The organism is Streptomyces speibonae (assembly GCF_984686075.1).
In genome coordinates, this window is sequence record NZ_OZ480260.1 from 2,548,248 (window position 1) to 2,562,797 (window position 14,550).

At 69.8% G+C, this 14,550-nt stretch carries 16 protein-coding genes and 1 pseudogene; 7 read left to right on the plus strand and 10 right to left on the minus strand.

The window, feature by feature from the left end; genetic code table 11:
* Positions 1–23: 23 nt before the first annotated feature.
* Both AC5L3C_RS11120 and AC5L3C_RS11125 read right to left on the minus strand, forming a co-directional pair.
* A complete protein-coding gene (locus tag AC5L3C_RS11120; protein ID WP_493648801.1) occupies positions 24–326 on the minus strand; it encodes an MTH1187 family thiamine-binding protein in 303 nt (100 codons plus the stop codon).
* Positions 323–667 (minus strand): DUF3817 domain-containing protein, encoded by a 345-nt coding sequence (locus AC5L3C_RS11125; protein WP_493648803.1) that lies wholly within the window; start codon positions 665–667, stop codon positions 323–325. Before AC5L3C_RS11125 ends, AC5L3C_RS11120 begins: the two co-directional genes overlap by 4 nt.
* Before the next feature lie 261 nt (positions 668–928).
* Between AC5L3C_RS11125 and AC5L3C_RS11130 the strand changes: the two genes are divergently transcribed.
* Positions 929–1,561, plus strand: coding sequence for an AIM24 family protein (locus AC5L3C_RS11130; protein ID WP_493653823.1), 633 nt, complete (start codon positions 929–931; stop codon positions 1,559–1,561).
* A 46-nt stretch (positions 1,562–1,607) separates the two neighbouring features.
* Here AC5L3C_RS11130 and AC5L3C_RS11135 read toward each other — a convergent pair whose 3' ends face one another.
* Both AC5L3C_RS11135 and AC5L3C_RS11140 read right to left on the minus strand, forming a co-directional pair.
* Positions 1,608–2,816 (minus strand): RNA-guided endonuclease InsQ/TnpB family protein, encoded by a 1,209-nt coding sequence (locus AC5L3C_RS11135; protein WP_493648804.1) that lies wholly within the window; start codon positions 2,814–2,816, stop codon positions 1,608–1,610.
* Positions 2,813–2,974 (minus strand): hypothetical protein, encoded by a 162-nt coding sequence (locus AC5L3C_RS11140; RefSeq protein ID WP_493648806.1) that lies wholly within the window; start codon positions 2,972–2,974, stop codon positions 2,813–2,815. The genes AC5L3C_RS11135 and AC5L3C_RS11140 overlap by 4 nt, the downstream gene beginning before the upstream one ends.
* A gap of 151 nt (positions 2,975–3,125) precedes the next feature.
* Here AC5L3C_RS11140 and AC5L3C_RS11145 point away from each other — a divergent pair, with 151 nt between their 5' ends.
* From AC5L3C_RS11145 to AC5L3C_RS11155, 3 genes are all read left to right on the plus strand, one after another.
* Positions 3,126–3,776, plus strand: coding sequence for an AIM24 family protein (locus tag AC5L3C_RS11145; RefSeq protein ID WP_493648808.1), 651 nt, complete (start codon positions 3,126–3,128; stop codon positions 3,774–3,776).
* 20 nt (positions 3,777–3,796) lie between these two features.
* Positions 3,797–4,549 carry an AIM24 family protein gene (locus tag AC5L3C_RS11150; RefSeq protein WP_493653824.1) on the plus strand — a complete coding sequence of 251 codons (753 nt, stop codon included), beginning with the start codon at positions 3,797–3,799 and terminating at the stop codon, positions 4,547–4,549.
* A 96-nt stretch (positions 4,550–4,645) separates the two neighbouring features.
* Positions 4,646–5,122 (plus strand): MarR family winged helix-turn-helix transcriptional regulator, encoded by a 477-nt coding sequence (locus tag AC5L3C_RS11155; RefSeq protein WP_125504158.1) that lies wholly within the window; start codon positions 4,646–4,648, stop codon positions 5,120–5,122.
* Between the two features lie 315 nt (positions 5,123–5,437).
* Here the strand turns inward: AC5L3C_RS11155 and AC5L3C_RS11160 are convergent, their stop codons facing one another.
* Together AC5L3C_RS11160 and AC5L3C_RS11165 are read right to left on the minus strand one after the other, a co-directional pair.
* Positions 5,438–6,328 (minus strand): methyltransferase, encoded by an 891-nt coding sequence (locus tag AC5L3C_RS11160; RefSeq protein ID WP_493648810.1) that lies wholly within the window; start codon positions 6,326–6,328, stop codon positions 5,438–5,440.
* Between the two features lie 131 nt (positions 6,329–6,459).
* Positions 6,460–7,074, minus strand: a complete 615-nt coding sequence (locus tag AC5L3C_RS11165; protein WP_493648811.1) for a helix-turn-helix domain-containing protein — start codon at positions 7,072–7,074, stop codon at positions 6,460–6,462.
* A 314-nt stretch (positions 7,075–7,388) separates the two neighbouring features.
* Between AC5L3C_RS11165 and AC5L3C_RS11170 the strand changes: the two genes are divergently transcribed.
* Together AC5L3C_RS11170 and AC5L3C_RS11175 are read left to right on the plus strand one after the other, a co-directional pair.
* The gene (locus tag AC5L3C_RS11170; protein ID WP_493648813.1) at positions 7,389–9,002 is read left to right on the plus strand and encodes an MFS transporter; all 1,614 of its coding nucleotides are present in this window, start codon (positions 7,389–7,391) and stop codon (positions 9,000–9,002) included.
* A 145-nt stretch (positions 9,003–9,147) separates the two neighbouring features.
* Positions 9,148–9,528 (plus strand): annotated as a pseudogene (locus tag AC5L3C_RS11175) (thioredoxin family protein).
* On the opposite strand, the gene AC5L3C_RS11180 reads toward AC5L3C_RS11175, so the two are convergent.
* The 3 genes from AC5L3C_RS11180 to AC5L3C_RS11190 form a co-directional block, all read right to left on the minus strand.
* Positions 9,516–10,409, minus strand: a complete 894-nt coding sequence (locus tag AC5L3C_RS11180; RefSeq protein WP_493648815.1) for an IS982 family transposase — start codon at positions 10,407–10,409, stop codon at positions 9,516–9,518. The pseudogene AC5L3C_RS11175 and the gene AC5L3C_RS11180 overlap by 13 nt on opposite strands.
* A 63-nt stretch (positions 10,410–10,472) precedes the next feature.
* Positions 10,473–11,954 carry a sensor histidine kinase gene (locus AC5L3C_RS11185; protein WP_493648817.1) on the minus strand — a complete coding sequence of 494 codons (1,482 nt, stop codon included), beginning with the start codon at positions 11,952–11,954 and terminating at the stop codon, positions 10,473–10,475.
* Positions 11,951–12,616, minus strand: coding sequence for a response regulator transcription factor (locus AC5L3C_RS11190; protein ID WP_493648819.1), 666 nt, complete (start codon positions 12,614–12,616; stop codon positions 11,951–11,953). The genes AC5L3C_RS11185 and AC5L3C_RS11190 overlap by 4 nt, the downstream gene beginning before the upstream one ends.
* Positions 12,617–12,738: 122 nt before the next feature.
* Between AC5L3C_RS11190 and AC5L3C_RS11195 the strand changes: the two genes are divergently transcribed.
* Positions 12,739–13,425, plus strand: coding sequence for a PepSY domain-containing protein (locus tag AC5L3C_RS11195; RefSeq protein ID WP_493648821.1), 687 nt, complete (start codon positions 12,739–12,741; stop codon positions 13,423–13,425).
* Between the two features lie 117 nt (positions 13,426–13,542).
* Here the strand turns inward: AC5L3C_RS11195 and meaB are convergent, their stop codons facing one another.
* Positions 13,543–14,514 carry a methylmalonyl Co-A mutase-associated GTPase MeaB gene (gene meaB, locus AC5L3C_RS11200; RefSeq protein WP_493648822.1) on the minus strand — a complete coding sequence of 324 codons (972 nt, stop codon included), beginning with the start codon at positions 14,512–14,514 and terminating at the stop codon, positions 13,543–13,545.
* Between the last annotated feature and the right edge of the window lie 36 nt (positions 14,515–14,550).

A 14,550-nucleotide genomic window follows, 5' to 3' on the forward strand; every position in this document is an offset into this window, starting at 1 on the left:
CTGTCTCACACATCGGTCCGCGCTCATCCCCGGCCCTGCGCCAGGTGCCGCTCGACGGTCTCCACCTTCGAGGTGAGCCCGTCCTGCACTCCCGGGCGGATGTCCGCCTTGAGGACCAGGGAAACGCGCGGCGCGCGCTCCTCCACGGCGGCCACGGCGCGTTTGACCACGTCCATGACCTGATCCCACTCACCCTCCACCGAGGTGAACATCGCGTCCGTGCGGTTCGGCAGCCCCGACTCGCGCACCACGCGCACCGCGTCGGCGACGTACTCCCCCACGTCCTCGCCGACGCCCAGCGGCGTCACGGAGAAGGCGACGATCACGCGTTCACGACCCCCTCGGTGCGGGCGCGGGAGGCGATCACCGCGTCCTCGGCCTCACGCTTGAGCCGGCGGTCGGCGAAGAAGCCGCCGCTGGGCAGGACCGACATCAGGAAGTAGAACGCCGCGGTCTTCAGCGGCCACTTGGCGCGGTTCCAGGCGTCCGCCCAGAAGAGCACGTACAGCACGAAGAGGAAGCCGTGGACCGCGCCCATCACCGGGACGGCGTTGAAGTCCGTGGTCCGCTTCAGGACCGAGCAGACGAGCAGGAGCAGGAACGAGATCGCTTCCGGGCCCGAGACCAGGCGGAGTCGGCGGAGGGCGGTGGCGGTCTTGATGTCCACGGGTCACCTTCGGTGGGAGAGACGTCGGCGTCGACGGTTCGGACGGCTGGCGCGAGTGGTTTGTGAACACACGCACAAGCGCGCGTCCATTGTGGCAAACCCCGGACGCGATCACGGGAGGGGGTCCATGAGGGGGCCATTGGGGTCCACGGGGGTCCATGAGGGGGCCGTGAGGGGGCCATCGGGGTTTCCTAGGGGTGCGACTCCGCCCCGGGGATCTGTCGAAGGGGCAAAGGGGCCGCTACCGTCGCAAGCGTGGCGATGTTCCGACTTCAGAGCAGCAAGGTGCTCGCTGTCGACCTGACCGGGGACGCCGTGAAGGCGAAGAACGGCTCCATGGTCGCGTACGACGGCGAGATGGCCTTCAAGAAGCTCACGGGTGGCGGTGAGGGCCTGCGGGGGATGGTGACCCGGCGGCTCACGGGCGAGCAGATGACACTGATGGAGGTGAAGGGGCACGGGACCTGCTTCTTCGCGGACCGGGCCTCCGAGATCAACCTGGTGGGGCTCCAGGGCGACAAGCTGTACGTGGAGTCCAGCAATCTGCTGGCGACGGACGGAGGGCTGCGCACCGGGACCACATTCACCGGTCTGCGCGGGGCCTCGCAGGGCAACGGGCTGTTCACGACCACGATCGAGGGGCACGGCCAGGCGGCGATCATGTCCGACGGTCCGGCCGTGCTGCTCCGGGTCAGTCCGCAGTACCCGCTGACGGTCGACCCCGGGGCCTACGTGGCCCACCAGGGGAATCTGCGGCAGTCCTTCCAGTCGGGTGTGACCTTCCGCACGCTGATGGGAGAGGGCGGCGGCGAGGCCTTCCAGATCCGGTTCGAGGGCGACGGAGTGGTCTACGTCCAGCCCAGTGAGCGCAACACGATCGCGGGGGACGTCTGACGTGACTCCACCCACGCGTGAACGCGCGGGCTTCCTGGTTCGCCGACTAGGCGGCGTCGCAGAGGGCCAGCCCGGCCCTGGTGAGGACGTTCGTCGCGCCGACGGCGTCGGCGTTGGCGGTGTACGGGCATGCCGTGCACCGGAACGTGGCCTGGGTGACACGGTTCTCCTTCGCGGTGTGCCCACATGCAGGGCAGGTGCGGGAGGTGTTGCGGGGGTCCACGGCGATGACGGTCCGACCGGCACTTTCAGCCTTGTCGGCGAGGATCGCGAGGAACACCCCCCAGCCCGTGTCGAGGATGCTGCGGTTGAGTCCGGCCTTCGCCGCCCGCTGGTTCGGCAGGTACACGCCTGCCTGCTCGGGGTCGGGCTTCGGCTTGGGGGTGCGGGTCATGCCCGCCGTGTTCAGCTTTTCGTGGGCGATCACGTCGTGATCGCGGACCAGGGCGAGCGCGGTCTTGTGGTGGTGGTCGAGGCGTTGGCGCCGGATCCTGGCGTGCAGCTTGGCGACCTTCCGGGCGGCGGCGCGGTGCTTCTTGGTGCGCTTGCGGGTCCGCTTCGGGAATGTGGCGAGGTGCCGCTGGGCTTCGGCCAATTCCTCGGCCGCCGCCTCGGCAAAGCGCGGGTTGGGTACGTGCTCGCCGTCGGAGGTGGTCAGAAAGTGCGTGACGCCCATGTCGATCCCGACGGCCGTGCCCGTGGTCGTGAGGGGTTCGGCAGGTACGTCGGCGCAAGCGAGAACGACGTACCAGCGCGCTCCCTCGCGTTTCACCGAGATCGTCTTGACGCGACCCTTGACCGGCCGGTGCTGGTGCACGCGCACGTGGCCGACACCATGGAGGCGTACGCGGGTCTGAGGGTCGTGCGGGGTGGAGCCCCAGCGGCAGCCGTCCCCGTCCTTGGGGAAGGTCACGGTGTCGAAGTGCCCGGCCCCCTTGAACCTCGGATAGCCGGGCGTCTGGCCGTTCTTGATGCGGCGGAAGAAGGCTTGGAACGCCTTGTCGAGCCGCCGGAGTGTGGCTTGCTGACTGGAGAACGACCAACGGCCCTGATGCTCGGGGTCGAACGCCCGGATCTCCTTCAACTGCGCCGACTGGTCACCGTATCTGATGGTGCTTTTGGACACGTGCCGATAGGCGTCTCGGCGTTCCTGAAGTGCCCCGTTATACAGCGCGCAGTGGTCTCGCAGCATCTCGGTCAGGGCCTGGGCCTGACGGACGGTGGGACGCAGGAGGAACTTGTACGCCCGGATCACCGCTCCGACTCCCGCAAGAGGCGCGCACCTTCGGCCAGGAGCAGGATCGCGGCGGCGTTGACGGAGATGCCCATGCGATGGGCGTACTCCTCGACCTGCCGCTTCACCGCCGGGGGCACTCGAAGATTCAGCGACTCCCGGACATCCCCTCTAGCCACAACCAAAACGCTACCACAATTGATGCCTCGTCATAACCTCGCATATCTGGGGACTTTGCCCTCCGACACAAAGACTGCAGCACTCCGCCCCGCGGCGATCGATTCGAATATCCCACCGGCTGAATCCAGTGGCCCCCTCGAAAGGAATCTGATGGGCTTCCGGGAGATCAACTCCAAGATGATCGAGGTCACCGTGGCACCCGGTCAGCGGCTGTTCAGCCAGCGCGGGGCGATGCTCGCGTACACGGGCGAGGTCTCGTTCACCCCGAACATGACCGGCGGTCAGGGCGGGGTGATGTCGATGATCGGCCGACGCGTGGCCAACGAGGACACGCCCCTGATGACCGTCGAGGGCAGCGGCACGGTCCTGTTCGGGCACGGCGGCCACCACATCCAGGTGATCAACCTCGCCGGGGACACGCTGTACGTCGAGGCGGACCGGCTGCTCGCCTTCGAGGGCACGCTGGAGCAGGGCACGGTGTTCCTCGGCTCCCAGGGCGGGGTGATGGGCATGGTCCGGGGGCAGGTCTCCGGGCAGGGGCTGTTCACCACGTCCCTGAAGGGGCACGGCGCGGTCGCCGTGATGGCCCACGGAGGGGTGATCGAGGTGCCGATCACCCCGCAGCGGCCCGTGCACGTCGACCCCCAGGCGTACGTCGCCCACCACGGCGACGTCCGCAACAAGCTCTCGACCGCCCTCGGCTGGCGGGACATGGTGGGCCGGGGCTCCGGCGAGGCCTTCCAATTGGAGCTGAGCGGCAGCGGTGCCGTGTACGTCCAGGCGTCGGAGGAGAAGCTGTGAGCAGCCCTGTGCACGACCCGATGACCCTGCCGGCCGACGACAACGTCGATCCGTACACCTTCTGCGTGGAGCTCAAGAGCACTCAGTGGTTCATGCAGAAGGGGAAGATGATCGCCTACTACGGCTCGATCGATTTCAACGGCATCGGGCACGGGCGACTCGACCGACTTGTCCGTACGTCGTTCCATTCGCCACTGCACGCGAGCGACTGGGTCGTGGCGGAGGGCTCGGGCAAGATGCTCCTCGCCGACCGGGCCTTCGACGTGAATTCGTACGACCTCGAGGACGGCAACCTGACCATTCGCTCGGGCAACTTGCTAGCTTTTCAGCCAAGTCTGTCGCTCAAGCAGTCGATCGTGCCGGGTTTCCTGACCCTGATCGGAACCGGGAAGTTCGTCGCCGCGTCCAACGGTCCGGTGGTGTTCATGGAACCGCCGATCCGGGTGGACCCGCAGGCGCTGGTCGGCTGGGCGGACTGCCCGTCCCCGTGCCACCACTACGACCACGGCTACATGACCGGCGTCATGGGCGGTCTACGTGCGATGACGGGCCTGGGCGGGGCCTCCGGCGAGGAGCACCAGTTCGAGTTCGTGGGGGCGGGCACGGTGCTGCTCCAGTCCTCCGAGACGTTGATGGCGGAGCAGGCGACCGGGGTCACTCCGCACGAGCCGGGAGTGCCCGGGGGCGGGGCCCAGGGGAGCCGTGGACAGGGGGCGGGGGCACCGCGTCTTCCCGGACAGCTGGGAGACCTCCAGCGTCGCTTCGGGCTGTGAGCGGTAGTGTGCGGGGTGTGACATCGAACGCCTGACCGCGGTGTCACACGGAAGCCTCATTAGTTCGCCATTCAACTTCTTAGGTAGACTTCATTCATGGAGACCGAGACGGCCACCCGCTGGCTGACCAATGCGGAGCAGTGCGCCTGGCGCACCCACCTGGAGGTCAACAAGCTGTTGACGTACCAGCTCGAGAAGGATCTGCAGCCGTTCGGCCTGACAATGAACGACTACGAGATCCTGGTGAACCTGTCCGAGTCGGAGGACCGGAGGATGCGCATGAGCGACCTCGCCTCCGCGACGATGCAGTCCAAGAGCCGGCTCTCGCACCAGATCACCCGCATGGAGAACGCGAACCTCGTGCGGCGGGAGAACTGCGAGTCCGACCGCCGGGGGCTGTACGCGGTCCTCACCGACCACGGCATGGAGACCATGCAGAGGGTCGCACCGCACCACGTGGCGTCCGTACGCCGGCACTTCATCGACCTGCTCTCACCCGAGGCGCTGATCGAACTCGACAAGGCCCTCAAGCCCATCGCCGAGCATCTGCGGGGGCAGCGAGGCCGTCCCTGAGGGGCGGCGGCCCTGGGCGCGGGCGGCGGGCCACATCTGCAGGGGCCACAGCCCTCAGCCCGCAGGCTCGGGCGGCAGGGCCCAGCCCGCAAGGGGCTCGTGCGGAGACCAACTGCATTGACCCGCAGAGTTGTTGCCGCGGCTCATGGGCGGCTGCCCGTCAAGCGCGGTGGTGACGCAGCCCTTTTCGCCGGACCGGTGGCGGGTGTCAGGGCTCGGGGAGGCGGGACACCCGCTGCGGTCGTCGTTCGCGAACGGTTCAGCCGGACGGGACGATGTGGACCCGGCAGGCACCCCGGAGTGCCTGGCCGCGCGTCAGGCGCGGCGGGCGGCCCACACGGTGCGCTCGGTGCGTAGGGCGAGGTCCTCGCGGCGCAGAAGGCTGGTCGGGCTGCTGGTGTCCAGGAGCTCGTCGAGTGCGGCGAGATCCTCCGGACTGAGGGCGGGGGCGGCGACGCTGCGGATGCGCTGCCAAACGCCGTAGGCGTAACGGCCGATCGCTTCGCTGCGCGCCCCTTCGATGTTGACGGTGAGGGAGCGTCCGTCCTCGACGGTGAAGCCGGCGGCTGTCAGCATCGGGCCCCAGTCCGCGCCCCGGTGCGGGACGTGCTCGGCGTGGAAGCTGTTGGCCGCGGCATGGGCGCGCTCTTCGAGGCCAGGCCGGTTCTCCGGGGCGTGGGCGGGCAGGAAGCGGGGGACGCCCGCGAGCTCGACGACGGCGAACAGGCCGCCGGGGACGAGCAGTTCGCGAACGTTGCGCAGTGCGCTGTCGGGGTTCGCCAAGTGGTGCATCGAAGCCGAGGCCCATACCAGATCCGGCCTGCCGAGGTCGGGCCAGTCGTTGTCGTCGAGATCGGCTTGCACGGTCCGCACGCACCCCTGGACACCGTGGGCGCATGCCTTCTCGCGCAGGAGCTGCAGGTGCCCGGCCGAGGCGTCGACGGCGGTGACGTGCACGTCCGGGAAGCGATCGAGGAGCGCGAAGGTTCCCGCGCCGGTCCCGCAGCCCAGGTCCACGATGTGGCGCGGCTCGTCCTTCAGTGGAAGCCAGGCGGTAATGGACGCTGTGTGCTCGGCGAGCACCTCGGCGTCCAAATCGAGGATCTCCGCCTGACCGCGATCGCCGTGCTCGTGGAGGCCGCCATGTCCGTGGTCGGGGTGGTGAGCGCTCTTGCTGTGATGGGTGTGCTGATGAGTGTCGGTCACGGCTCCACCGTAAGCCGGTCATGCGCCTCTAGCATGATCACTTGCGGAATGCGCAAGAAGATGGCCTGCCGTGCTGCCCGGCACGCAACGGCGCCCGTCGCGCCTCGAGCCTTCGGCTCGACCGCGCCCTGCTATTCGCAGGGGCTCTGGGCGTGTCCGCCGTCGGCATCGGGGGCGTCGGCACCGGCGTCCTTCTGATGGCCCCGGCGGGCGTCGCGGTCGAAGATGCCCATGATCTCGCAGAGGCCGCCTTCGGCCCCGATGGCGTGCGGCATCATGGTGGGGAACTCGGCGGCCTGGTTGGTCTCGACCCGAAAGCGCCGGTGGCCGAGCATGAGGACGGCGGTGCCGGACAGTACGACGAACCATTCGCGGCCGGGATGCGCGCGCATACGGGCCGGATTGTCGGGCGGCGGGTCGGTCATCCGCTGACGCATCACGCTCATGCCGGGGTCGCCCTTTATGGGCCAGCGCATCAGGTCGTGGGCGCCGTCGATCATCGGGCTGATGACGACGTCGTCGGCGGCGTTCTCCACGAGCTGGTCCAAGGTGGTGTCCAGGGCGCGGGCGAGGGTGACGAGCTGGTCCAGGGCGAGGCGGCGCTGACCGTTCTCGATGCGGCTCAGTGAGGACTGGCTGAGGTGGGCCCGGGTGGCCAGTTCCTCCAGGGACCAGCCCTGTGCCACGCGCAGGGCGCGGATCCGTTTGCGTACGAGGCTGTCCAGCTGACCATCTTCTTGCGTCATGGGCAACATGGTATGCCCTTGATGCAATGTGGGCTTAACGTCGAACACAGCTGGTCCAGCACAGGAGGCCTGGTAGGCCGAAAGGGCGCGTGATGTCTGCGCAGACTTCCCACCACCGCCGCCCGGGTCGGCGCCGCCGCGCAGAAGGCCACCGGCTGACACGTACGCGCTTCAGCTGAACAACCCGCGCGGCCGCCATCCAGCGGTCCGCGCGGTGAGCAAGTCCCTGTCAAACCCGACTGGCAACCGACTCACCCACCTGGCGACCGGCCCTGCCCCGGCGCTGATTCCGCATGCCCTTTTGGAAGGAAACCATGAGTACCCATCAGCCTCCCCACACGTCGGACACCCCGATCGGCGTCGAGGATGCGCCGGATGCGCGTCAGCTGCGCGCGGTCCTGATCACCGTCTCGATCGCGCTGATGGCCGTCATCGCCTCGGTGTCGGGGCTGAGCGTCGCCCAGACCCACCTTGCCGTCGAGTTCGGTGTCTCGCAGACCGCCGTCCTGTGGATGATCAACAGCTACACCCTCGCCCTGGCAGCGTTGCTGCTGCCGCTCGGCGCCATCGGTGATCGACTGGGCCGCAAGCCCATGCTGATCGCGGGGTTGGTCATCTTCGGCGCCGCCAGCGTCCTCGCGGGACTCGCCCCGTCGGCCGGGATCATGATCGCCGCCCGGGTGGCCGCCGGCGTCAGCGCCGCGATGATCATGCCGATCACCCTGGCCGTCATCACCTCCACCTTCCCCGAGAAGGAACGCGGCAAGGCGATCGGTGTATGGACCGGTGTCGCCGGAGGCGGCGGCATCGTAGGCATGTTCCTGTCCGCCCTGCTGGTCGACGTCGCCGACTGGCGCTGGCTGTTCGTGCTGCCCGTGGTCCTGGGGGCCGTGGCGCTGGCGATGACACTGAAGTCGGTGCCCAACTCCCGCGAACGCTCCGCCCATTCCTTCGACATGATCGGCGCGCTGCTCTCCGTCATCGCCGTGACCGGTCTCATCTTCGTCCTGCAGGAAGGCCCCGAGCGCGGCTGGACCGCCCCCATCACGCTGGTCAGCCTGGCCGTCGGCGTCGCCGCCTCCCTTGCCTTCGTGGCCTGGGAACTGCGCCGCCGCGATGCCGCGCTGTTGGACGTACGCCTGTTCCGTGAGCGCGGACTGGCCGGCGGCTCGATCACCTTGCTGGTCGTCTTCGGCGTCCAGGCCGGTATCGCCGTGGTCCTCTTCCCGTTCTTCCAGGCTGTGCTCGGCATGTCGGGGCTGCTGTCGACCGTGGCGCTGATGCCGATGGCCGTCATGATGATGATGGGCTCGGGCCTGGCCCCCAAGGTGGCCGCCAGGATCAGCGCCCGCTCCACCATGACGGTGGGCGTCGCCCTGTCCGCGCTCGGCCTGGCGCTGATGGCGCTGTTCGTGTCCGTGGACGGCGGCTACCTGTCCATCCTGACCGGCATGATCGTCATGGGTGTCGGCATGGGCCTGTCGATGACGCCCTCCACCGAGGCCATCACCAGCTCTCTGCCCCGCGCGAAGCAGGGCGTTGCCTCCGCGCTCAACGACGTCACCCGCGAGTTCGGCACCGCTCTTGGTATCGCGATGCTCGGCGCACTGCTGGCCAGCGGCTACCGCAGCGCCATCGACGGCAAACTCGACGGCATCCCCGACGGGGCCGCGGACACCGCACGCGAGGGCATCGCCAACGCCATCGAGGTGGCGCCCACCACCGGAGGCCACGCCGAGGATCTGATCCGCGCCGCGCAGCAGTCCTTCGTCGACGGCTGGCAGCAGTCCATGTGGGTCGGCGCCGCCGTCATGGCCGCCCTGTTCGTCTACGTCGCCCTGCGCGGCCCGAAGAACACCGCACCCCTCCAGTCCGACGCCGAGGCAGCCCCCGAGATCGAGGTCACGGACCACGTCGCCGCTCGCTGACCTCGCAGAGACTCCGTGCGGACGGAGCACGACACCGCCCGCGCGGGCAGCGGCGGTCGGGCACGCCGCGAACTCGCGGTGTGCCCGACCGCGACACAGCGCCACGGCGTCGATCGATACCCCGATCACACGCAGGAGCAGCACCGTGAGCACCATCGAGCCGACGCAGACAACTTCAGCGAGGTCATCTCCGGAAACGGCTTCGTGATCATCGACTTCCGGGCCGAATGGTGCGGACCCTGCCCGCACCTTCGGGCCCGTCTTCGAGCAGGTCTCGGACAAGAGGGCCATCGTGTTCGCCAAGATCGACACCGAGGCGCAGCGAGAACTGGCACAGGCATGCGAGATCACGTCGATCCCCACCCCCATGATCGTGCGCGAACAGATCACCACCTTCGGTCAGCCCGGCGCCGTGCCCGGGGCAGCACTCGACGACCTCATTCACCACGCGCGCAGCCTCGACATGGACACATTGCGCGCTGCCGGCACCCTAGACGAGTCATTCCGATGTGATCAGTGGTCGTAGGCGATCAGGGATCGCATGACCGGCTGTCCGGTCTTGTGGTTGTGCCAGATCGCCGCAGCCAGCGCGAGGACGCGCTGAGCGACGCGGGTAGCGACGCCCTCGAAGGTCCGGCCGCCGTGTTGTTCCAGGTCGAGCTGGCCCTTGAGGGTGTCGTTCACCGACTCGATCAGCTGCCGCACCGACTTCAGCAGCGACTCGCCCGCGCGGCGCTTCTCCCGTTTGAACGACGGCCGCAGCAACGCCGCCCCGCGCAAGGCCAGATCGGCCTCGAACTCCTTGGAGGCGAAGCCCTTGTCCGCGATGAACAGCAGGCCGGGCCGGCCGGTGACCGCGTCCGGCTCGCGATCCAGCATCGCCATCAGCACTTCGCGCTCGTCCAGCTTGGGGTTGGCCAAGGCCCACAGGATCGGCATGCCGGTCGGGGTGCACACCAGGTACAGCCGCAGGCCCCAGAAGAACCGCGAGTGGCTGGCGCAGTACCCGTATCCGGCCCAGCCGGCCATGTCCGACCGCTTCACCGTGGGCCGCGAGCGGCCGCACTCCACCGGGGTCGAGTCGATGATCCAGTGGTTGTCGAACCAGAAGTCGGTGTCCGCTGCAAGGAGTCGTATCACGCGCTTGACCAGCGGCAACGCTGCCCGCGGCCGCTTGTTCCAGCCCGGCTGCTTCGGCACGTACGGGAACATCGCGCCCAGCCGGGAGTGGACGAACCGCAGCCATCTGGACTCCGAGGCGAAACCCAGCATGGCCTGGGCGACGGCGAGGCAGACGAGTTCGGAGTCCGTCAATCGCGGCGGGCGGCCCAGCCATCGGGTATCTCCAATCTCGTCATCGATCTTCACGTACAGTGCGGTCAGCAGGGCGTCCAGGTCATTCGTCACAGATCGATCTTGGACGCCCTGTCTGTGTTCCCGGACGCACCGTCAGCATTCGGAATAACTCGTCTAGCTCGCAGGGGCGAGTGGCAGGCGGAGTTCGAATCGGGCTCCGCCTGTCGGGGCCTCGGCTGCTGTGAGCGTGCCGCCGTGCCGGACGGCGACGTCCCGCGCGATCGCCAGGCCCAGGCCCGCGCCGCCGTCGTCGCGGCTGCGGGCGGCGTCCAGGCGTACGAACCGCTCGAAGATCCGTTCCCGGTCGGCCTCGGCGACACCCTCGCCGTCGTCGGCCACCCCGAGCACCGCCCACGCGCCCTCCCGGCGCACGGTCACGACCACCCGCTCGCGTGCGTGCCGCCCGGCGTTGTCCAGCAGGTTGGCGAGCACCCGCCCGAGCTGCCCCCGCGATCCGGTCACCTCCGCCGGTTCCGCGTCCACCGTCACACCCGGCCGCCCGGCGCTCTCCTCGCGGGCGAGCGCCGCCAGGTCGACGCGGGTGCCGGCGGGCCGCTCCCCCGCGTCCAGCCGGGCGAGCAGCAGCAGATCCGCGGCGAGTTGCTGGAGCCGTACGGTGTCCTCGACGGCGCCGTCCAGGTCGAGCAGCTCCGGATGGGCGGCGGCCACCTCCAACTGCGTGCGCAGGGAGGCGATCGGGCTGCGCAGTTCGTGCGAGGCGTCGGCGACGAACCGCCGCTGCCGCTCCACGGACGCCTCCAGCGCGGCGAGCGTGACGTTGGTGGTACGGGCCAGGCGGGCGATCTCGTCGTGCGTCGCCGGTTCGGGCACGCGCCGGGCGAGATCCTCGGAGGCGGTGATCGTCGCCATCTCCCGCCGGATGCCCTCCACCGGACGCAGCGCACGCCCGGTGACCAGCCAGGTCACGCCGGCGACCACGCCGAGCAGGACGGGCAGGCCGATGAGCATCCCGGTCAGCGCGGTGTTCACGGCGCTGTGCTCGGCGGCGAGCGGAGCGCCCGCGTGGACGGTCAGGCGGCCACGGTCGGGGGTCCGCACGTCCACGGAGGCGAAACGGTAGTCCTGGGTGTCGCCGTCGATCGTCGCGGAGCCGTTCCCGAAGGAGCTGTCGCGGGCGATCTCTCCCACCTCCAGGGATTCGTCCGAGTCGTCGTCATCGTCGTCGCGGGAGTCGTCCGCGTCGTCGGAGTCGTCGGAGTCTGCCGCGTCGTCGGAGTCGTCGTCATCGTCGGTTGCGGCGGGGGGAGTCGGCGGACGGGGCGTCACCTCGGGTGTCGTCGTGCCGGTGATCCGTTCCAGGTCCTCGGAGGCCGCGACCACCTCGCCCTCCTCGTCGACGATCTGCACCGGCCGGTCCTCGGCGTCCAGCCCGGAGAGCCTGTCGTACGGCGTCCGGGCGGCGAGTTCGGCGGCCACCGCCCGCGCGGAGCGGTCCGCCTGGGTGCCCGCCTCCCCGATCAGGTTGGAGCGCAGCGACAGCAGCACCGCGGTGCCCGCCGCGACCAGGGCCACCGCGACGACGAGGGTGGCACCGAGCGTCGCCTTCGCGCGCACCGACCCGAACACCCGGCTCACGGCCCCGTCTCCAGCCGGTAGCCGGCCCCGCGCACGGTACGGATGAGCCCGGGGCGCAGTTTGCGGCGCAGGGCGCTGACGTAGACCTCCACGATGTTGGGGTCGCCGTCGTAGGCGAAGTCCCAGACGTGCTCCAGGATGTCGGCCTTGGACACCACCTCGCCGGCCCGCAGCACGAGGTGTTCCAGGACCGAGAACTCCTTGGCGGTCAGCGCCACTTCGTCGTCGCTCAGGTACACGCGGCGGGCGGCGGTGTCGACCTTCAGGTCGCCGTGCACATGGACCGGGGAGGCGCCCGCGCCCTGCCGGCGGCGCAGCAGCGCCTTGATCCTGGCGACGAGGACGACGTACGAGAACGGCTTGGTGAGGTAGTCGTCGGCGCCGGTGTCCAGGCCCTCGGCCTCGTCGTACTCGCCGTCCTTGGCGGTGAGCATCAGGATCGGCACGTCGTGTCCCGCGGCGCGCAGGGCGGCGCAGACGCGGTAGCCGTTCAGGCCGGGCAGCATGATGTCGAGGATCAGGAGGTCGTACGTGCCCTCCGTGGCCCGGTGCAGCCCCTCCCGGCCGTCGTGGACGACGTCCACGGCGTAGCCCTCGGCGGTGAGGCCCTTGGCGAGGGAGAGGGCGAGGCGCTTTTCGTCCTCGACTATCAGCAGGCGCATGGGATCAAGGGTGGCAAACCAAAGCTGAAGATCACTTCAGGTGGCTTCAGGTTGCCCTCAGCGTCGGTCGGCGAGATTGAGGCCGTACAGCGCGAAAGCGCGGCGACTCGGGAGGAATGCAGATGAAGCGCAACATCGTGATCGGCGTCGTGGCGGCTGCGGCTCTGGTCGGCGGGGGGACGGCGACGGCCATCGCGGGCTCGGGGGGCGATGACGGGGGGTCCGGCTCGGCGTCGGTGACGCGGGCGGGGGGCGATGACGGGCGGGATGACGATCGGGGTGGTGATCGGGCCGGCGGTCGGGCCGGTGACGACGACCGGGACGACCGGCGTGGTGACGGCGACCGTGTCGAGACGCGTCCGTCGGGGCGGGTGAGCGCCGCCGACGCCATCGCTGCCGCGCTGAAGCACACGCCGGGTACGGCCGTGTCCGCCGAACTGGACGACGGGCACTGGGAGGTCGAGGTGCTCGGGCGCGGGGACGGCTGGTACGACGTGCGGGTCGACCCGGGCAGCGGCAAGGTGCTCGGGGCGTCGGAGGACGACGAGGACGACGCCGGTGAGGTGCGGGGGGTGTTGAAGCGGGCTTCCGTCTCGGCCGAGGACGCGGCGGAGGCGGCTGCCGCCAAGGGGACGGTGGTCTCCGTGGAGCTCGATGACGAGGGGTGGGAGGCGGAGACGCGTGCCTCCGGCGGGGGTGAGCGGGAGTGGCGGGTCGATCTCGGCAGCGGCGAGGTGTCCGCGGAGCGGGGGGACGACGACGGCCGCGGATCCGACGACGACTCCGATGACGGCTCCGATGACGACTAGTCGCCCCCGCCGCCCCTTCCCGCTCCCGACCCCTGGGGGCTCCGCCCAGACCCCCGGTCGGCCCTGAACGGCCTCGTCCTCAAACGCCGGACGGGCTGGTGGGGGCGGGCCTCGTTCTCAAGGAGCGGGCGGGCTGGTGGAGGTCAGGTTCTGCACCAGTTCGTCCGCCGCCGTGTACGGGTCCAGCGTGCCGGCGAGGACGCGTTCCGCCAGGGCGCCCACGCGGCGGTCGCCGTGGAGGTCGCCGATGCGTTCGCGGAGGGCGGTGACCGCGATGGTCTCGACCTCCCGGGAGGCGCGGGCCAGGCGGCGTTCCGTCAGCACGCCCCGCTCCTCCATCCAGGCACGGTGCTTCTCCAGGGCCTCGACCACCTCGTCGACGCCCTCCGCGCGGGCGGCGACCGTCTTGACGATCGGGGGGCGCCAGTCGCCCGGGGCACGGGCCTCGCCCAGGCCGAGCATGTGGTTCAGCTCCCGCGCGGTGGCGTCGGCGCCGTCGCGGTCGGCCTTGTTGACGACGTAGACGTCGCCGATCTCCAGGATTCCGGCCTTGGCCGCCTGGATGCCGTCGCCCATGCCGGGCGCCAGCAGCACCACGGAGGTGTCGGCCTGGGAGGCGATCTCCACCTCCGACTGGCCCACGCCCACCGTCTCGACCAGGATCACGTCGCAGCCGGCCGCGTCCAGGACGCGGATGGCCTGCGGCGCGGCCCAGGCGAGGCCGCCCAGGTGGCCGCGGGTGGCCATGGAGCGGATGTAGACGCCCGGGTCGGAGGCGTGCTCCGACATACGGACGCGGTCGCCGAGCAGGGCGCCCCCGGAGAAGGGGGAGGACGGGTCGACGGCCAGGACGCCGACCCGCTTTCCCTGTTTGCGGTACGCGGTCACCAGGGCCGAGGTGGAGGTGGACTTGCCCACCCCCGGAGAGCCGGTGAGGCCGACCACGTACGCGTTGCCGGTGAGCGGCGCCAGGGCCGCCATGACCTCCCTGAGCTGCGGAGACGCCCCCTCCACCAGGGAGATCAGCCGGGCCACGGCCCGCGGCCTGCCTTCCCTGGCCTGGGCGACCAGCGAGGAGACGTCCTGCATCACAGCTCCGTTCACGAGAGGAAACCAGAGGAAACC